Here is a 14,041-nt window from a genome sequence, read left to right on the forward strand (position 1 = left end):
AAACTTAAAACCTGACAAATAAAAAACCGACAGGTAAAGGACCTGTCGATTAAAAAACAAAAATTGATATGGATATGATTTAGATATGATGTGTTTATTTTTTAATAATCTTTTCTGTGACTGTTTTATGATTTTTTGTCTGAATTTTAATCAAATAAGTTCCTGGAACAAAACTGTCCATAGAAACCGTCATCGAGTTACCTTCCAGCATCTTTTGTCCGGACATATTGTAAATCTGGTATTTCTCCAATCCTTCCTTCATCTTAATTGTTACAGAATTTGCGGTAGGATTTGGATATATTTTCACTTGGGCTGATGCCTCTTTAGAAACTTCAATGGTTGAAAGACTCTCAGGCTGAATATTTAAAGTATAATCCTCTGCCTGACCGATAAACCAACCTGAAGGACAAGGAAGATTCTTTAAAGCTCCCATCCATGAATTGGATTCGTATGCTTTTACCAGTCTGAAACGCGTTTCTCCCAACTGCGCTCCTGCCGGAATGGTGATATTACCTGTTGTAACTCCAGACTCATGACCGGAAACTGGATTAGAATTATCCAGATAGCCCAGATTAAATTGCTCATCAGCATCAAACTGATTATTATGATTAAAATCAATATAAGCATAAGCTGATACGGTAGTCTGGCCATGTGTACCTCCTGTAACTGTTATTGGATAGGTATTTCCACGGTTCACATTGAAAACTGTTGCTGTGAAATTTTCAAGAACATCAGAATTCCCGTCGAGCGCACTGTTTCTAACAACTCCGGCAAATTCTACTGTACTGATCTCACTAACTGTTAAGCTTGTAATATTTTCAGTTCCACAATAAGGAGCAGGGAAACTGACTGTATTTCCTATGATATTAACCGTATAATCTTCCGTCTGCCCTGCTCTTAAGCTGCTGTCACAAGCTGAACTTATAGAATTAGCTGCTGCCGGATTTGAATAAGCCTGAACATTGGTATTTTTAAGAACCCTCATTCTTGTACTTCCGTTGGCTGCAGTGGCAGGAATCGTTATTGTATTGTTGATAGTAAACGCATTCGCAGGATTGGCTGCTTCAAGTCTTCCAATATAGAAACTTTCTCCGGCATCATCAAAATTACCATTCTGGTTAAAGTCTATAAAAACGACTACATCGCTCGGAAATGTACTGGAAGGACCTTTCACGGATATTGGGTAAGAGCTTCCTGACTGCAAATCTGTAGAGATTGCCGTAAAGTTCTCATAAATTTGTGCATTTGACGACTGAACGGGTGATGAATTATTAATCATTCCGAAAGTCACATTACTGATCATATTGCTGTCAGCTCCATACTGAAAGGTTGGCATACAATATTGCAGCTGCGCATTCATCAGCGAGGCAAGTACAATACCAGAAAGAGTAGTTATTTTTTTCATTTTCTTCGTTAAATTTCTTGGCACAAATTTATATTTATTTAGAATGAATAAAAATAACAACGTAATGATATTTGTCAGTTTAGTAAAAATAACCTATCGGTGTTCTATCTATATACATTTAATAACTTGATTTACCAATGGATAATCAATCTGTTATCCATCCGAAAAGATCTTTCTCAATTTTACTTCAAGAAAGATCTTTTTAATAGCAAGGATAAAAATTTATGATATTTTACTGCTTTAGTCTATATTTTCAATAAGAACCGCGGAAGCTCCTCCTCCACCATTACAGATGGCAGCAATCCCATATCTTCCTTTTTCCTGACGTAAAACATTTACTAAAGTAGTCATAATTCTTGCTCCTGAAGCACCGATCGGATGCCCCAATGCCACTGCTCCTCCATAAACATTTACTTTACTGATATCATAATCCAGAATTTTTTGATTGGATAAAATGACTGATGAATAGGCTTCATTAATCTCGAAAAAGTCGATATCAGAGAGACTAAGACCGGTTTGTTTCAACAGTTTCTGAATAGCAATGGAAGGTGAAGTGGTAAACCATTCCGGTGCCTGTGCGGCATCTGCATAGGCAATTATTCTTGCTAATGGTTTCAGATGATATCGTTCTAAAGCTTCAGAAGATGCTAAAATGATAGCTGCTGCACCATCATTCAGATTGCTTGAATTGGCTGCTGTAAGTGTTCCGTCTGCTTCAAATGCTGGTTTCAACAAAGAAATTTTCTCTGGGATCAGTTTATCAATATCTTCGTCTTTATCAACGATTGTAGTTCCTTTTTTGCCTTCAATCGATATTGGGATCAATTCATTTGCGAACTTGCCATTTTTAGCCGCTTCCTGAGCTCTATGATAGGAAAACAACGCATACTCATCAAGCTCATGTCTGGTGAGTTCATATTTCTTAACGCCCAGTTCGGCTGCACTTCCCATGTGAAAATCATTGTAAACGTCCCACAGCCCATCTTTAATCAATCCGTCAGTAAGATTAGTATCTCCCAGCTTTGTTCCCTGTCGGATTTTGATATAATGCGGAACATTGCTCATACTTTCCATTCCTCCTGTCATAACAATATGATCCAGTCCAAGCTGAATCTGCTGAGCTCCAATCATCGATGATTTCATTCCGGAAGCACAGACTTTATTAATCGTGGCAGCATCTTTATCAACGGGAATTTCAGCAAAAATTGCAGCTTGCCTGGCTGGCGACTGTCCCAATCCGGCACTTAGTACATTTCCCAAATACACACTATCAATGTGCTCAGGAGAAAGTCCAATACTTTCATAAGCATTCTGAATGGCCAAGGCACCCAGTTGAGGCGCAGTAAATCCGGACAGGCTTCCCATAAAACCACCTATCGGGGTTCGTTTTGCTGCTACTATAAATACTTCTTTCATAGATTTTATTTTTTATAATATACCGATCAGTATATTTTTAATTAAAAAAAATCCCTTTTATTTTTGATCAGGGAATTACAACAAAGATAACCAAAATATACTAATCGGTATATTTATAAATAAGAAAAAATCTTACTTTTTTGTAAGACTTTATTATTTATGCTCTGCTTAGCTGATCTAATTTTTTCAACAGCGTAGGCATTCTGTAATCTCCATGCATCTGCTCTACTTTAAATTGAATATCATCCACATCTATTCCTCTGGAAGTTACAAAAAGAGGTGTTTTACTTTCTCCACGGAAAACACTTCTTCGCTGGAAATCCGGCGTTGTAAATTCATTTTTTGCAATCCCAACAATAGGATACTTTTCTTCCAATTCTTCGTAAAGGTGTCCACCCAGACCAATTTTTCCATCATTATCCAAAGTGACATATCCATCGACAATGATAATGTCCTCCGCTCTTAATGTTATTTTCTTCAACAGACTTAAAATACAGGGTAATTCTCTTTTGTAAAAGGCTCCGCTTTCATATTCTGAACTCACAGGAGTCTGTTCTATGAAAGTTTCCACTTCTTTTTCAGAAGTCCAGTCTTCAAATGCAATACACACTGTATTGGCATAATCCTCATAATAGTAGGTGTCGAATGCGTAAATCATATTTTTCTCTTCCTTAAAAAAACTCACCAAAATGCCACAATATCCCTGACGGATCGTGAACAAAACATTCTTTTCCCCAATCCATTGTTCTTACAGGAGTCAATTTTACATGTTGATATTTGTCTGTAAGTCCTAAAGACAGCAGTTCGTTCCAGAATTCATCGGTATTGGCAACTTCCATAAAAATCATGATATTGTCCACCCAGTCTTTTGCGTAATAATCCTGAAGATAAAAACCAATTTCTTCACGTATAAAAAGCGATAATTTTGGCTCCAGGATCACTTCTTCAAAACCCAGATCTTTATAAAAATTTCTGCTGATCTCAAAGTTTTGTGCTCCGATAAAAGGTCTGATGGATTTTAGTTTTGGGGTCATCGTATTTTTATTTTTCCAGTTTTCAAAAGTCATTTCAAACCTCATTTCTCCGTTTCCGTGAGTTCCGGCTTCCTTCCATCCAGATTTCCTGTAGAAGATTTCAGCCCTTGTTTCAGGTGAAGTACCCAGCCATACGAAATCTTTATTTTGCTCAAAATACCAGTCCAGCATAATATCATGGAGTTTTCTGCCGATTCCGTGATTTTCAAAATCTGGATGTACAAAAAGTGCCCAGATATTGTTTTCTTTCAGATCTGCAATGGAAAACCCAACAACCTGATCTTCTACTTCACAAACCCAGCCTTTTCCTCTTTGAAACAGAAACTCTTCACAATCTTTATCGGTAACCAATCCAGGATCTGACAGCGTGTTTTCTTTCACAGCATTTCTTACCTTCTGAATCTGTGGAATGTCTTCTGGCTTTGCTTCTCGGATTATGTTTTTCATGTTGATGGTTTGTTGATAAACGCAAAGGCGTAAAATATTTTATGATGAAATTTTTAAGGCGCAGGATTTTATCTACGATAAAATTGATTATGTTCAAAGCGCTGTAAATAAAAGATACTTTATGCCTTTGGGCTTAACAATGTATTTCAGTGTGCTCTAAAATTAATAATTATTTTCTGTCAACGACAATTCTTTCTTCTCTGTTGGCAATATCCCAGGCTGTAGTAAAAATAAGCTGGGTTCTTTTCTCCAACAACTGATAATCAATCTTTTCAGGATCATCTCCCGGTTTGTGATAATCTTCATGAATACCATCAAAGAAAAATGCTACAGGAATATTATGCTTGGCAAAATTATAATGATCTGAACGGTAATACAGTTGTTCAGGATCATTCAAATCATCGTATTTGTAATTCAATTCCAGGTTGTTGGTTCTTTTGTTAGCTGCTTCATTAATGACTTTAAGCTGAGAACTTAACATTTCAGAGCCAATCACATACACATATTGCTTTCCTCTGTTGGCAGGATCGTCACGTCCGATCATATCAATATTAAGGTCAACCACCGTATTCGCTAATGGGAAAACAGGATTTTCGGAATAATATTCTGAACCAAACAGCCCGTGTTCCTCTCCTGTAACATGTAGAAACAGAATGGATCTTTTAGGTCCTTTACCTGCTTTTTTAGCCTGTTGGAATGCCTTAGCAATTTCCATTACAGCTACAGTTCCACTACCGTCATCGTCTGCTCCATTGTATACTACTCCATTTTTTGTTCCTACGTGATCATAATGTGCAGAAACGACTACAATCTCGTCCGGTTTTTCACTTCCTTCAATAAAAGCTAAAATATTTTCGGAATCCGGAAGGTTCCCTCCTCCTCTTTTCTTCATGAATTCGGACGGTACTTTCTGATAGTAAGAACCTAATGCTTTTGGCGCTGCAATACCCAGATTTTTATAGTAATTAATCATATACTCACCCGCCTTTTTCTGTCCTTTGCTTCCGGTGTCACGCCCTTCCATATCGTCTGCTGCAATGACGTACAGGTTTTTCTTTAAATCCTCTGCATTAATCTCTTTATAGGCATTGTTAAATGCTTTGTTATGTTTTGTTGAAACAGGATGTGAAGCATTCCCGTCAGATATTTTTGCCGTTCCACAACTGGTTACTACAGCCACTGCTATTAACGGAATAAGTATTTTTCTCATAGAAGATAAATTTCTTAAAAATAACAATTTTTATTGAATCCCAGCATCAATAATCACGAGGACAAAATAATATGCAGTTCATTATAAATAGAACAACACATAGACTTTAAGTATAATTTTGATATTAAAATTTTATTATATTTGATTAAAATACAAAATAGGTGGATAAAATTTACGGATTTACTCATTATTCTTTTTTTACGGAGATGTCCGAGCTGGCCAACAGACATGGAAGTTTTGATCTTTCTTTAGGGCTCCCCGATTTTGATATTGATGAACGCCTTACGGAATTTTTAAAAGAAGCTGCTCAAAAAAGCACTTATCATTATGAACCTCTTGCCGGCAACCCTCTGCTGATTGAAAGTATTATTCGTTTCAACACAAAACGGGCTCACAGCATATCAGTCACGAATAAGGAAGTTACTATTGTTCCCTGTGCAACCTTTGCTTTATATACTTCGCTTAAATCAATTATGAATCAAGGTGATGAAGTCATCATTATCCAGCCATCTTACTATACCTATGGGCCAGCTGTTGTTATGAATGGAGGAATTCCTGTTTATTATGATCTTGATGGTGATTTTACCATCGATTGGAATCTGTTTAAAGATTGTATTACTGAAAAGACAAAAGCAGTCATTGTCAACTCTCCACAGAATCCCACCGGAAAAGTATGGAAAAAGGAAGATTGGAACCAGCTGTATGAAATGATTAAAGACCACGACATTTTTTTGATTTCAGAAGAAATATATGATACTTATTGTTATGATGAAACTGAACATTACAGTTCTTTCATCCATCCGGGGCTTAGGGAAAAGACTTTCTGTATTTTTTCTTTTGGTAAAATGTTTCATACTTCCGGATGGAAAGTGAGTTATATGCTTGCTTCTGAACGTTTGACCACAAGATTTCAATGCCACCAGCAGTATATTTCGTACAGTGCAAATGCTCCGGCACAATATGCTATCGCAAAATATCTGGAAGTATTTGATCCGGGTATCAATACAAAACTCATGCAGAAGAAAAGAGATATTTTTAGTGAAATGATTAAAGAAACACCATTTCTGATCGAACAACAAGCGGAAGGAAGTGTTTTTCAGGTTGTCAATTTCAGAAATATTTCTAAAAGCATGACCGATGTGGAGTTTTCCAAGTGGTTGACAATTGAGAAAAAAGTTTCCTGTCTCCCTCTTTCTGCTTTCTACAATTCAAGACAAAATTCAGATTATATCAGGTTTAGTTTTGCTAAAAAAGATGAATTGATTATTCAGGCACTGGAACATTTAAAAAAGAATCTTTAATGTTTTCCACAGATCGCAAAGACTTTCACAGATGATGGCGGATATTTTTTGCCTGTGTTTATTTTTTAGGACTTGAATAGATACAAAAAAGCACCGCCCGGGCGATTGCTTTCATTATATTTTCTTGATGTTAAAGAGCAAGTACTCTTACATCAATTCTTCTGTTTTTTGCTTTACATTCATCAGTGTCATTAGCCTCACATACAGGATGTTGTGATCCATACCCTTCAGCTTCTATTCTGTCTGCTGCAATCCCAAGCTCAAGCAGTTTAAGTTTTGCTGTTTGTGCTCTCAGATTGGATAATTTAAGATTACTGTCCTCATTACCACTATTGTCTGTATATCCGCCCAATTTTATTTTCAGATTTGGATAAGCATTTAAAATCTCAGACAAAGTGATCAATTGAAGGGCGGATTCTGTTTTCAGATCACTTGAACCTGTTTCAAAATAAAGATTTTCAATGGTGTACCATTTATTAGGATCTAAAGCCGATTTATCTTTTTGTTTCACCACATTATAAAGTTGATAAAGCTGGCTTCCATCACCTATCGCAATTGTTTTTCCTCCGTCCAGTTTTATTTTCTGAATATTGCCCGTTTCATATACAAAGTCTCCGTTTTCATTAAGATGTCCTTTAACTTCTCCCGGAATGACCGTAATTATTTTAGAATCTCCGTTTACCGTGGGTGCAATACTTGAAATTCCTGTAAGGCTTTCAATTTTTGCTTTTCTGTTCGCCTCAATTTTATCTTTATGTAAAACAGCTAAAGTAGGTGCAATCACTAAAGAAACAATTGACATTAATTTGATCAGGATATTCATAGATGGCCCTGATGTATCTTTAAACGGATCTCCCACAGTATCACCTGTTACAGATGCTTTGTGAGGTTCTGAACCTTTATAGTAGGTCTGCCCATTGATGTCAACTCCTTTTTCAAAGGATTTTTTGGCATTGTCCCAGGCTCCACCTGCGTTATTCTGGAACATTCCCATTAAAACACCACATACAGTAGCACCAGCAAGAAATCCTCCCAATACTTCAGGACCAAAAATAAATCCGATCAGTAAAGGGGAAACAATGGCAATAGCACCAGGAAGCATCATTTTTCTGATAGAAGCATCAGTAGAAATAGCAACACATTTTTCATATTCAGGCTGTGCTTTTCCTTCCAGAATTCCCGGAATTTCGCGGAACTGTCTTCTTACTTCTTCTACCATCGCCATGGCAGCCTGTCCCACTGCGGTAATTGCCAGTGATGAAAAGATAAACGGAATCATTCCACCTACAAAAAGTCCGGCAAGAACATCTGCTCTGTAAATATCGATACCATCAATTCCTGCAATTCCTACAAAAGCAGCAAATAAAGCCAATGCTGTTAAAGCAGCTGAAGCAATGGCAAATCCTTTTCCGGTAGCTGCCGTTGTGTTTCCTACAGCATCCAGAATATCTGTTTTTTCACGTACTTCTTTGGGAAGTTCACTCATTTCAGCGATACCTCCGGCATTATCTGCAATAGGTCCGAAAGCATCGATAGCAAGCTGCATTGCTGTGGTAGCCATCATTCCGGCAGCTGCAATCGCTACACCGTAAAGTCCGGCACATAGATAAGAGCCATAAATTCCTCCTGCCAGTACTATAATAGGAAGTAAGGTAGATTCCATCCCAACGGAAAGTCCACCGATAATATTGGTTGCATGGCCTGTAGAAGACTGTCTCACAATACTTGAAACCGGTCTTTTCCCCATAGCAGTGTAATATTCTGTAATAATACTCATTAAAGTTCCTACCACTAATCCTACCATTATCGCTCCGAATACTCCCATCTTCGTAAACTCATGTCCTCTCAGAACCATTTTTTCAGGAAGGATATAAGTTACCAGGAAATAGGAAGCAATGGCAGTAATTACGATACTTCCCCAGTTTCCAAGATTTAATGCATTCTGGACACTGGAAGTGGATGAACCTTCATTATCGTTAATTTTCACAAATAAAGTTCCGATCATTGAAAATATAATTCCTGTTCCTGCAATCAGCATGGGTAAAAGAATCGGGGCAAAACCTCCGAAAGCATCATCAGAAACAGTTTCTCTACCCAATACCATCGTGGCAAGAACTGTCGCTACATACGATCCGAAAAGGTCGGCTCCCATTCCGGCAACATCTCCTACGTTATCTCCTACGTTATCTGCTATGGTAGCAGGATTTCGGGGATCATCTTCAGGAATTCCGGCTTCTACTTTTCCTACAAGATCAGCACCTACGTCTGCCGCTTTTGTATAAATACCACCTCCTACTCTTGCAAAAAGTGCAATGGATTCGGCTCCAAGAGAAAATCCTGTAAGAATTTCAATTGTTCTTTCCATTTCATGGGAATCTACTGTAGCTTCAGGGGCAAAAATCTGTTTAATAATCAAAAACAAAGCTCCCAAACCTAAAACAGCAAGTCCGGCAACCCCCATCCCCATTACTGAGCCTCCCGTAAAAGATACTTTAAGCGCTTTTGACAATGAAGTTCTTGCTGCTTCCGCTGTTCTTACATTCGCTTTGGTCGCAATTTTCATCCCGATAAAGCCTGCACATGCTGAAAAGATGGCACCTACTGCAAAGGCGATACCGATACTCCAGTGTGAATTGGCATTCGTTGATCCCATCACTGCTAATAGAATGGCGACGACTACAACAAAGTAGGTTAAGATTTTGTACTCAGCCTTTAGAAAAGCCATTGCACCGTCTGCAATATGGCCGCTGATTGTTTTCATTTTTTCATTTCCGGCATTCTGTTTATTGACCCAGTTGCTCTGAAGAAATGTATAAAGCAAAGCTATGACACCAAAAATTGGCACTAACATAAATAGATCCATAGTTTATTATTTTATATTAAAAAATTGAGATTAGTCTTATAAATATAATGAAATTATAAACACATAATAAAATTCACTAATAATAATCTATTATTTTGTAAATTCGTTTCTCACCATGATTTGAATTAATTATTTATGAAAAGGATACTATATACTCTTTTGTTATCTGCAGGCATAAGCAGCTGTCATCATAAGATTCCACATGAAAAAGCTGAGATCCTCTATTTCGGAGGTCCCATTATAACAATGGAGGATTCTTCTCCCCAAGTTGAAGCTGTAGCAGTAAAAGATGGTAAAATACTTTTTGCCGGAACAAAGTCGGATGCAGAGCGTTTTTCACAGCCAGCCACCAAAATGATTAATCTCAACGGAAAAACTCTTCTTCCCGGGTTTATAGATGTTCATGGGCATCTTACTTCAAGAGCCGGGATAATGGATGCTGTAGACCTGTCTCCGGAACCTTATGGAACAGTGAATTCAATTAAAGATTTACAGATTACGGTTAAGAACTACATCAAAGACAATAAAATTACAGGTAAGCAGCCAATTATCGGAAATGGTTACGATGATGCGATTATGACAGAGCACCGTCATCCTACAAAAACAGAACTGGATGTCATCAGTAAAACCAATCCTATTATTGTTATTCATGCTTCTGGTCATGCCAGCGTAGCAAACAGTGCGATGTTACAACTTCTGGGAATCACAGAAGCCTCAAAAGATCCTGAAGGAGGACACATCGGCAGGGATAAAAAAACAGGTAAACTGAATGGTAAATTAGAGGAGAACGCAAGTTTCACCGCTTTATTGACCTTAACGGAAAAAATGAATAAAGGCAAGGATACTCAGGCTCACGCCATGGAAAATCTGATGAAGGCCCAGGATGAATGGCTCAGCTATGGACAAACTACTATTTGTGATGGAAGAACTATGGGAGAAAGTGTTGCTCTGTTAGAAAAGGCGGCGTCTCAAAACCTTTTTAAAGCTGATATTGTTTACTTTCCTGATTATGAATATTTCAAAAAGGATTTAAACCGTTTCAAACCAAAGTATATGAAATATGAAAATCGTTTGAAACTAGCCGGGTTCAAATTTTCTGATGATGGTTCTCCACAGGGAAAAACGGCCTGGCTGACTCAGCCTTATGTAGTTCCACCTGAAGGCCAGTCTAAAGACTACAAAGGATTCCCCATCTTTACGGATGAAATATTATACAACGATCTGAAAACACTCTTCCAAAATCATATCACCGCACAGCTTCATGTGAATGGAGATGCTGCAATAGATCAGGCTATACATGTTATTAAGAAATTAAAAGATGAAGACATTTACAAACCGGAACTGCGGGCAACATTAATTCATGTACAGAACAGCCGCCCTGATCATATTCAAAAGATAAAAGAATTAGAAGTAATCCCTTCTTATTTTTCTACTCATGCTTATTTATGGGGAGATTGGCATTATTCAAGTGTTTTCGGCCCTGAAAGAGCTTCTTTTATAAGTCCTGCAAATTCTGCATTGAAAGCAGGAATTACATTTACCATTCATCATGATGCTCCGGTTACACCACCCGATCTGATTACGGCAGTGTACGCAGCAGTGAATAGAAAGACACGGTCTGGAATGATTTTAGGCCCCAATGAAAGAATCCCCACGCTTGAAGCTTTGAAAGCAATCACCATTAACGGAGCTTATCAATTGCAGGAAGAAAACAGAAAAGGATCTATTAAAGTTGGTAAAATAGCTGATTTTGTTATTCTTAATCAGAATCCTTTAACCATAGCTCCTGAAAACCTCAGAAACATGAAGGTTCTGGAAACGATAAAAGAAGGAAATTCTGTATGCAAAAGAAACTAAACCTGTTGATATAGAGTAAAATATTCACAAAAAAAGCAGATGAAAAAATCATCTGCTTTTTTTGTATTCTAGGGAAGAAAATCTTATCCTCCGAATTTATCTGCATAGTCTGTTTGAGAAGCTTTGATCACTTTTCTTGCGTGTTCAGCTCCGTAAACTTCCTGGATTCTGCATTTTGCAGGCTCATCCGGTAAGTTTTTATACGTCAGAAAGTAGTGCATTAATCTTTTTACTTCTGCTTCTGGTAATTCAGAAATATCTCTGAAGTGTCCGAAAGCATGGTCGTTAATCATTACTGCAACAATTTTATCATCCGCTTCACCTCCGTCGATCATTTTGAAACCTCCGATTGGAATAGCTTCCATCAATAAACCTCCAGCATGGATGTTGTGAGAACTTAAAACACAAATATCAAGAGGGTCATGATCACCCATAGTAACGTCAGTAGCTCCTGATTCTACAGCAAGTCTCATCACTTCTTTATCACAGTATGTTCTTGGAACAAAACCATATAAAGCAGGGATAATGTTAGAGAATTTCTGTGGTCTGTCTACCTTTAAGTATCCTGTTTCTTTATCTACTTCATATTTAATAGTATCTGAAGGAACAATTTCCACAAATACGTTGACAACATTTGGCGCATCTTCTCCTGCAGAAATTCCGTGCCATGGATGTGCTTTAAAATTTGGAATCATTATTTATCTGTTATTTTTTAAGTTATTATTAAAATTTCTTTTCTTAAATCTTCTATGGTTTCAGCAATATAATCGTTGCTTTCCATATAGTTCATGATGAAAATCGTTTTGAATTCATCCAGTTGAACTTCTCCTTTCAACCCGTCATACGTTTTGTGAAGGAGTTCTATAATCGCATTCTTTGAGTCAACGATATTCTTCCATGAATTTTTTGTAATGTATAACTGTTGTGAAGAGTTATACTCAAATTCTTCATTAATTGCTTTTTCCGTCAGAAAAATAAACTCGTGAACAGCCAGTCCCCTGTCGAACCTTTGGATAAGGTTTGAAGGTTTCATTCTGTCCAGAAACAATGTCATTCTTTCATAGGAATGTGCTTTGTTCTCTGAATTTGATTTCACGGTGAGTAGTTTGATTTCCTGGTTCTTAAGCGTGATGTATGAGTGTACAAATTGTCTGAGCAAAACCAGAAAAGGAATTGCAATAATCAATGCAAATGCATAGGGTAAATATCCTGAAAGACTCGTCATAATTTTAGACTGCAAAATTACTAATTATTTTCCGTCTTCTAAAGAGTTTTTAAAGATATCCACTTTAGAAATTTGTATATAGACCAATGCAAGGATAATTATAATATAAAAGCCGAGCATCATCCTATTTACCAGAGACGGGAAAACTAAGAATCTCAGCAAAACAGTCCCATAAATAATTGCAAAAAACAAGGTCTGGGACTGGTTCTTTTTATTATGAAATGAAAAACGATTCGCCAAAATAACTACAATAAAAATCAACAGGACTGGAAAATAGGAAGCATTGAACTGTAGCATTATATTACTTTTAATAAATTGAAAATAATCTGCAAAGGAAAATGGATCAGGCTGCGACACAGGATAAATCTGCACTTTGGTAAACTGATTCATAAAAAGTGTAGACCACGAAACCTGATTAAAGGCCTGTATTAAAAAGAAGGAAAGAAATATATAGCCATATGATATCAATAATGAACCTGTTTTAATCTGAAGATTATTCCTGTAAAAATAAATAAAGGCATACAGGAATGAATACAATATAAAATATTCCGGTCTTGTGAGCACACATAACATAGCCAATATGCCTGCAAAAAATAAATTTTTCCTCACTAAAAATATATAGAAGCTCGAAAGAAGAAGCAGACATGATAAAGAATCTGCTGAAACATGTCGTGCTGCCTCTGGCAAAGGCTTAAATAAAGAAATTAAAATGGTGATCAGGAACGCAAGAGGATAATTTTTCAGAATTTTTATCAAGAAGCTGAAAATCAGGATAAGAATCAATACGTAAGAAATAACTGAAATCAAAGAAATAGATGTAGAAGCACTGAAACCAAGTTTAAACAATGACCAGCCGATAAAATTATAAAAAGGTTTTACCACAAAAAGCTGTAACTCTTCTTCGTAGGCTTTGGGATTTTGTGAGATTATTTTATAGTAAGTACTCTCCCCTTTTGCCACTTCCTCAACTATTGGATTAACAGGGCCAAGTCCTGCAAAGTCGGGATTCTTTTCTCTCAGTTCGTCATATACCTTCTGATGAATTTCTTCAATTTTCATTTCAGGATATTCCGTTCTATAAATCAATCCCATATAAGCTTCCATATCCGTGTTGTAATAATGATGGGTATACAGGTAGTATGACATCATGCATACATAGATTGAAAATATAAAAACAAGAATATTCTTCTTTTTTTCCATACACTGATATTATAAGAATACAAATGTAAAAAAACTATCTTTTTAAATCCGAATTCCTATAAAAGGCTTTACGAATAGGATTT

Annotated in this window: 11 protein-coding genes; 2 read left to right on the plus strand and 9 right to left on the minus strand. The window is 36.8% G+C overall.

Translation table 11 applies throughout. The features are described 5' to 3' along the window. Positions 1-94 precede the first annotated feature (94 nt). The 5 genes from REB14_RS19515 to REB14_RS19535 form a co-directional block, all read right to left on the minus strand. Positions 95-1,405 (minus strand): T9SS type A sorting domain-containing protein, encoded by a 1,311-nt coding sequence (locus tag REB14_RS19515; RefSeq protein WP_309523031.1) that lies wholly within the window; start codon positions 1,403-1,405, stop codon positions 95-97. A 240-nt stretch (positions 1,406-1,645) separates the two neighbouring features. Continuing rightward, positions 1,646-2,821, minus strand: a complete 1,176-nt coding sequence (locus REB14_RS19520) for an acetyl-CoA C-acyltransferase (protein ID WP_079241463.1) — start codon at positions 2,819-2,821, stop codon at positions 1,646-1,648. A gap of 157 nt (positions 2,822-2,978) precedes the next feature. After that, positions 2,979-3,506 (minus strand): endonuclease V, encoded by a 528-nt coding sequence (locus REB14_RS19525; RefSeq protein WP_309523032.1) that lies wholly within the window; start codon positions 3,504-3,506, stop codon positions 2,979-2,981. Further along, the gene (locus REB14_RS19530; protein ID WP_309523033.1) at positions 3,493-4,302 is read right to left on the minus strand and encodes a GNAT family N-acetyltransferase; all 810 of its coding nucleotides are present in this window, start codon (positions 4,300-4,302) and stop codon (positions 3,493-3,495) included. The genes REB14_RS19525 and REB14_RS19530 overlap by 14 nt, the downstream gene beginning before the upstream one ends. Positions 4,303-4,471: 169 nt before the next feature. After that, entirely contained in the window at positions 4,472-5,512 is a 1,041-nt protein-coding gene (locus REB14_RS19535; protein WP_079241462.1) for a M28 family metallopeptidase, read from the minus strand. Between the two features lie 161 nt (positions 5,513-5,673). Here REB14_RS19535 and REB14_RS19540 point away from each other — a divergent pair, with 161 nt between their 5' ends. Next, positions 5,674-6,813 carry an aminotransferase class I/II-fold pyridoxal phosphate-dependent enzyme gene (locus REB14_RS19540; RefSeq protein WP_309523034.1) on the plus strand — a complete coding sequence of 380 codons (1,140 nt, stop codon included), beginning with the start codon at positions 5,674-5,676 and terminating at the stop codon, positions 6,811-6,813. Between the two features lie 130 nt (positions 6,814-6,943). On the opposite strand, the gene REB14_RS19545 is transcribed toward REB14_RS19540, so the two are convergent. After that, on the minus strand, positions 6,944-9,676 hold the full coding sequence (locus REB14_RS19545) for a sodium-translocating pyrophosphatase (RefSeq protein WP_309523035.1): 2,733 nt from the start codon (positions 9,674-9,676) through the stop codon (positions 6,944-6,946). Positions 9,677-9,811: 135 nt separating this feature from the next. Here REB14_RS19545 and REB14_RS19550 point away from each other — a divergent pair, with 135 nt between their 5' ends. After that, on the plus strand, positions 9,812-11,533 hold the full coding sequence (locus REB14_RS19550) for an amidohydrolase (RefSeq protein ID WP_309523036.1): 1,722 nt from the start codon (positions 9,812-9,814) through the stop codon (positions 11,531-11,533). A gap of 83 nt (positions 11,534-11,616) precedes the next feature. Here REB14_RS19550 and REB14_RS19555 read toward each other — a convergent pair whose 3' ends face one another. From REB14_RS19555 to REB14_RS19565, 3 genes are read right to left on the minus strand one after another with little or no spacing between them, the layout of a single operon-like run. Beyond that, positions 11,617-12,228, minus strand: coding sequence for an inorganic pyrophosphatase (locus tag REB14_RS19555; RefSeq protein WP_047375226.1), 612 nt, complete (start codon positions 12,226-12,228; stop codon positions 11,617-11,619). Positions 12,229-12,245: 17 nt separating this feature from the next. After that, on the minus strand, positions 12,246-12,758 hold the full coding sequence (locus REB14_RS19560; RefSeq protein ID WP_062670185.1) for a DUF7935 family protein: 513 nt from the start codon (positions 12,756-12,758) through the stop codon (positions 12,246-12,248). Between the two features lie 24 nt (positions 12,759-12,782). After that, positions 12,783-13,958, minus strand: a complete 1,176-nt coding sequence (locus REB14_RS19565) for a hypothetical protein (protein WP_309523037.1) — start codon at positions 13,956-13,958, stop codon at positions 12,783-12,785. Positions 13,959-14,041: the final 83 nt, after the last annotated feature.

It is taken from the genome of Chryseobacterium metallicongregator, from assembly GCF_031324065.1.
Lineage (GTDB): Bacteria > Bacteroidota > Bacteroidia > Flavobacteriales > Weeksellaceae > Chryseobacterium > Chryseobacterium metallicongregator.

What these genes read in the sequence shown, in the direction of transcription:
- REB14_RS19515 (WP_309523031.1), bottom strand. Translation starts at nt 1,405, where the DNA reads ATGAAAAAAATAACTACTCTTTCTGGTATTGTACTTGCCTCGCTGATG.
- REB14_RS19520 (WP_079241463.1), bottom strand. Translation starts at nt 2,821, where the DNA reads ATGAAAGAAGTATTTATAGTAGCAGCAAAACGAACCCCGATAGGTGGT.
- REB14_RS19530 (WP_309523033.1), bottom strand. Translation starts at nt 4,302, where the DNA reads ATGAAAAACATAATCCGAGAAGCAAAGCCAGAAGACATTCCACAGATT.
- REB14_RS19535 (WP_079241462.1), bottom strand. Translation starts at nt 5,512, where the DNA reads ATGAGAAAAATACTTATTCCGTTAATAGCAGTGGCTGTAGTAACCAGT.
- REB14_RS19545 (WP_309523035.1), bottom strand. Translation starts at nt 9,676, where the DNA reads ATGGATCTATTTATGTTAGTGCCAATTTTTGGTGTCATAGCTTTGCTT.
- REB14_RS19550 (WP_309523036.1), top strand. Translation starts at nt 9,812, where the DNA reads ATGAAAAGGATACTATATACTCTTTTGTTATCTGCAGGCATAAGCAGC.
- REB14_RS19555 (WP_047375226.1), bottom strand. Translation starts at nt 12,228, where the DNA reads ATGATTCCAAATTTTAAAGCACATCCATGGCACGGAATTTCTGCAGGA.
- REB14_RS19560 (WP_062670185.1), bottom strand. Translation starts at nt 12,758, where the DNA reads ATGACGAGTCTTTCAGGATATTTACCCTATGCATTTGCATTGATTATT.
- REB14_RS19565 (WP_309523037.1), bottom strand. Translation starts at nt 13,958, where the DNA reads ATGGAAAAAAAGAAGAATATTCTTGTTTTTATATTTTCAATCTATGTA.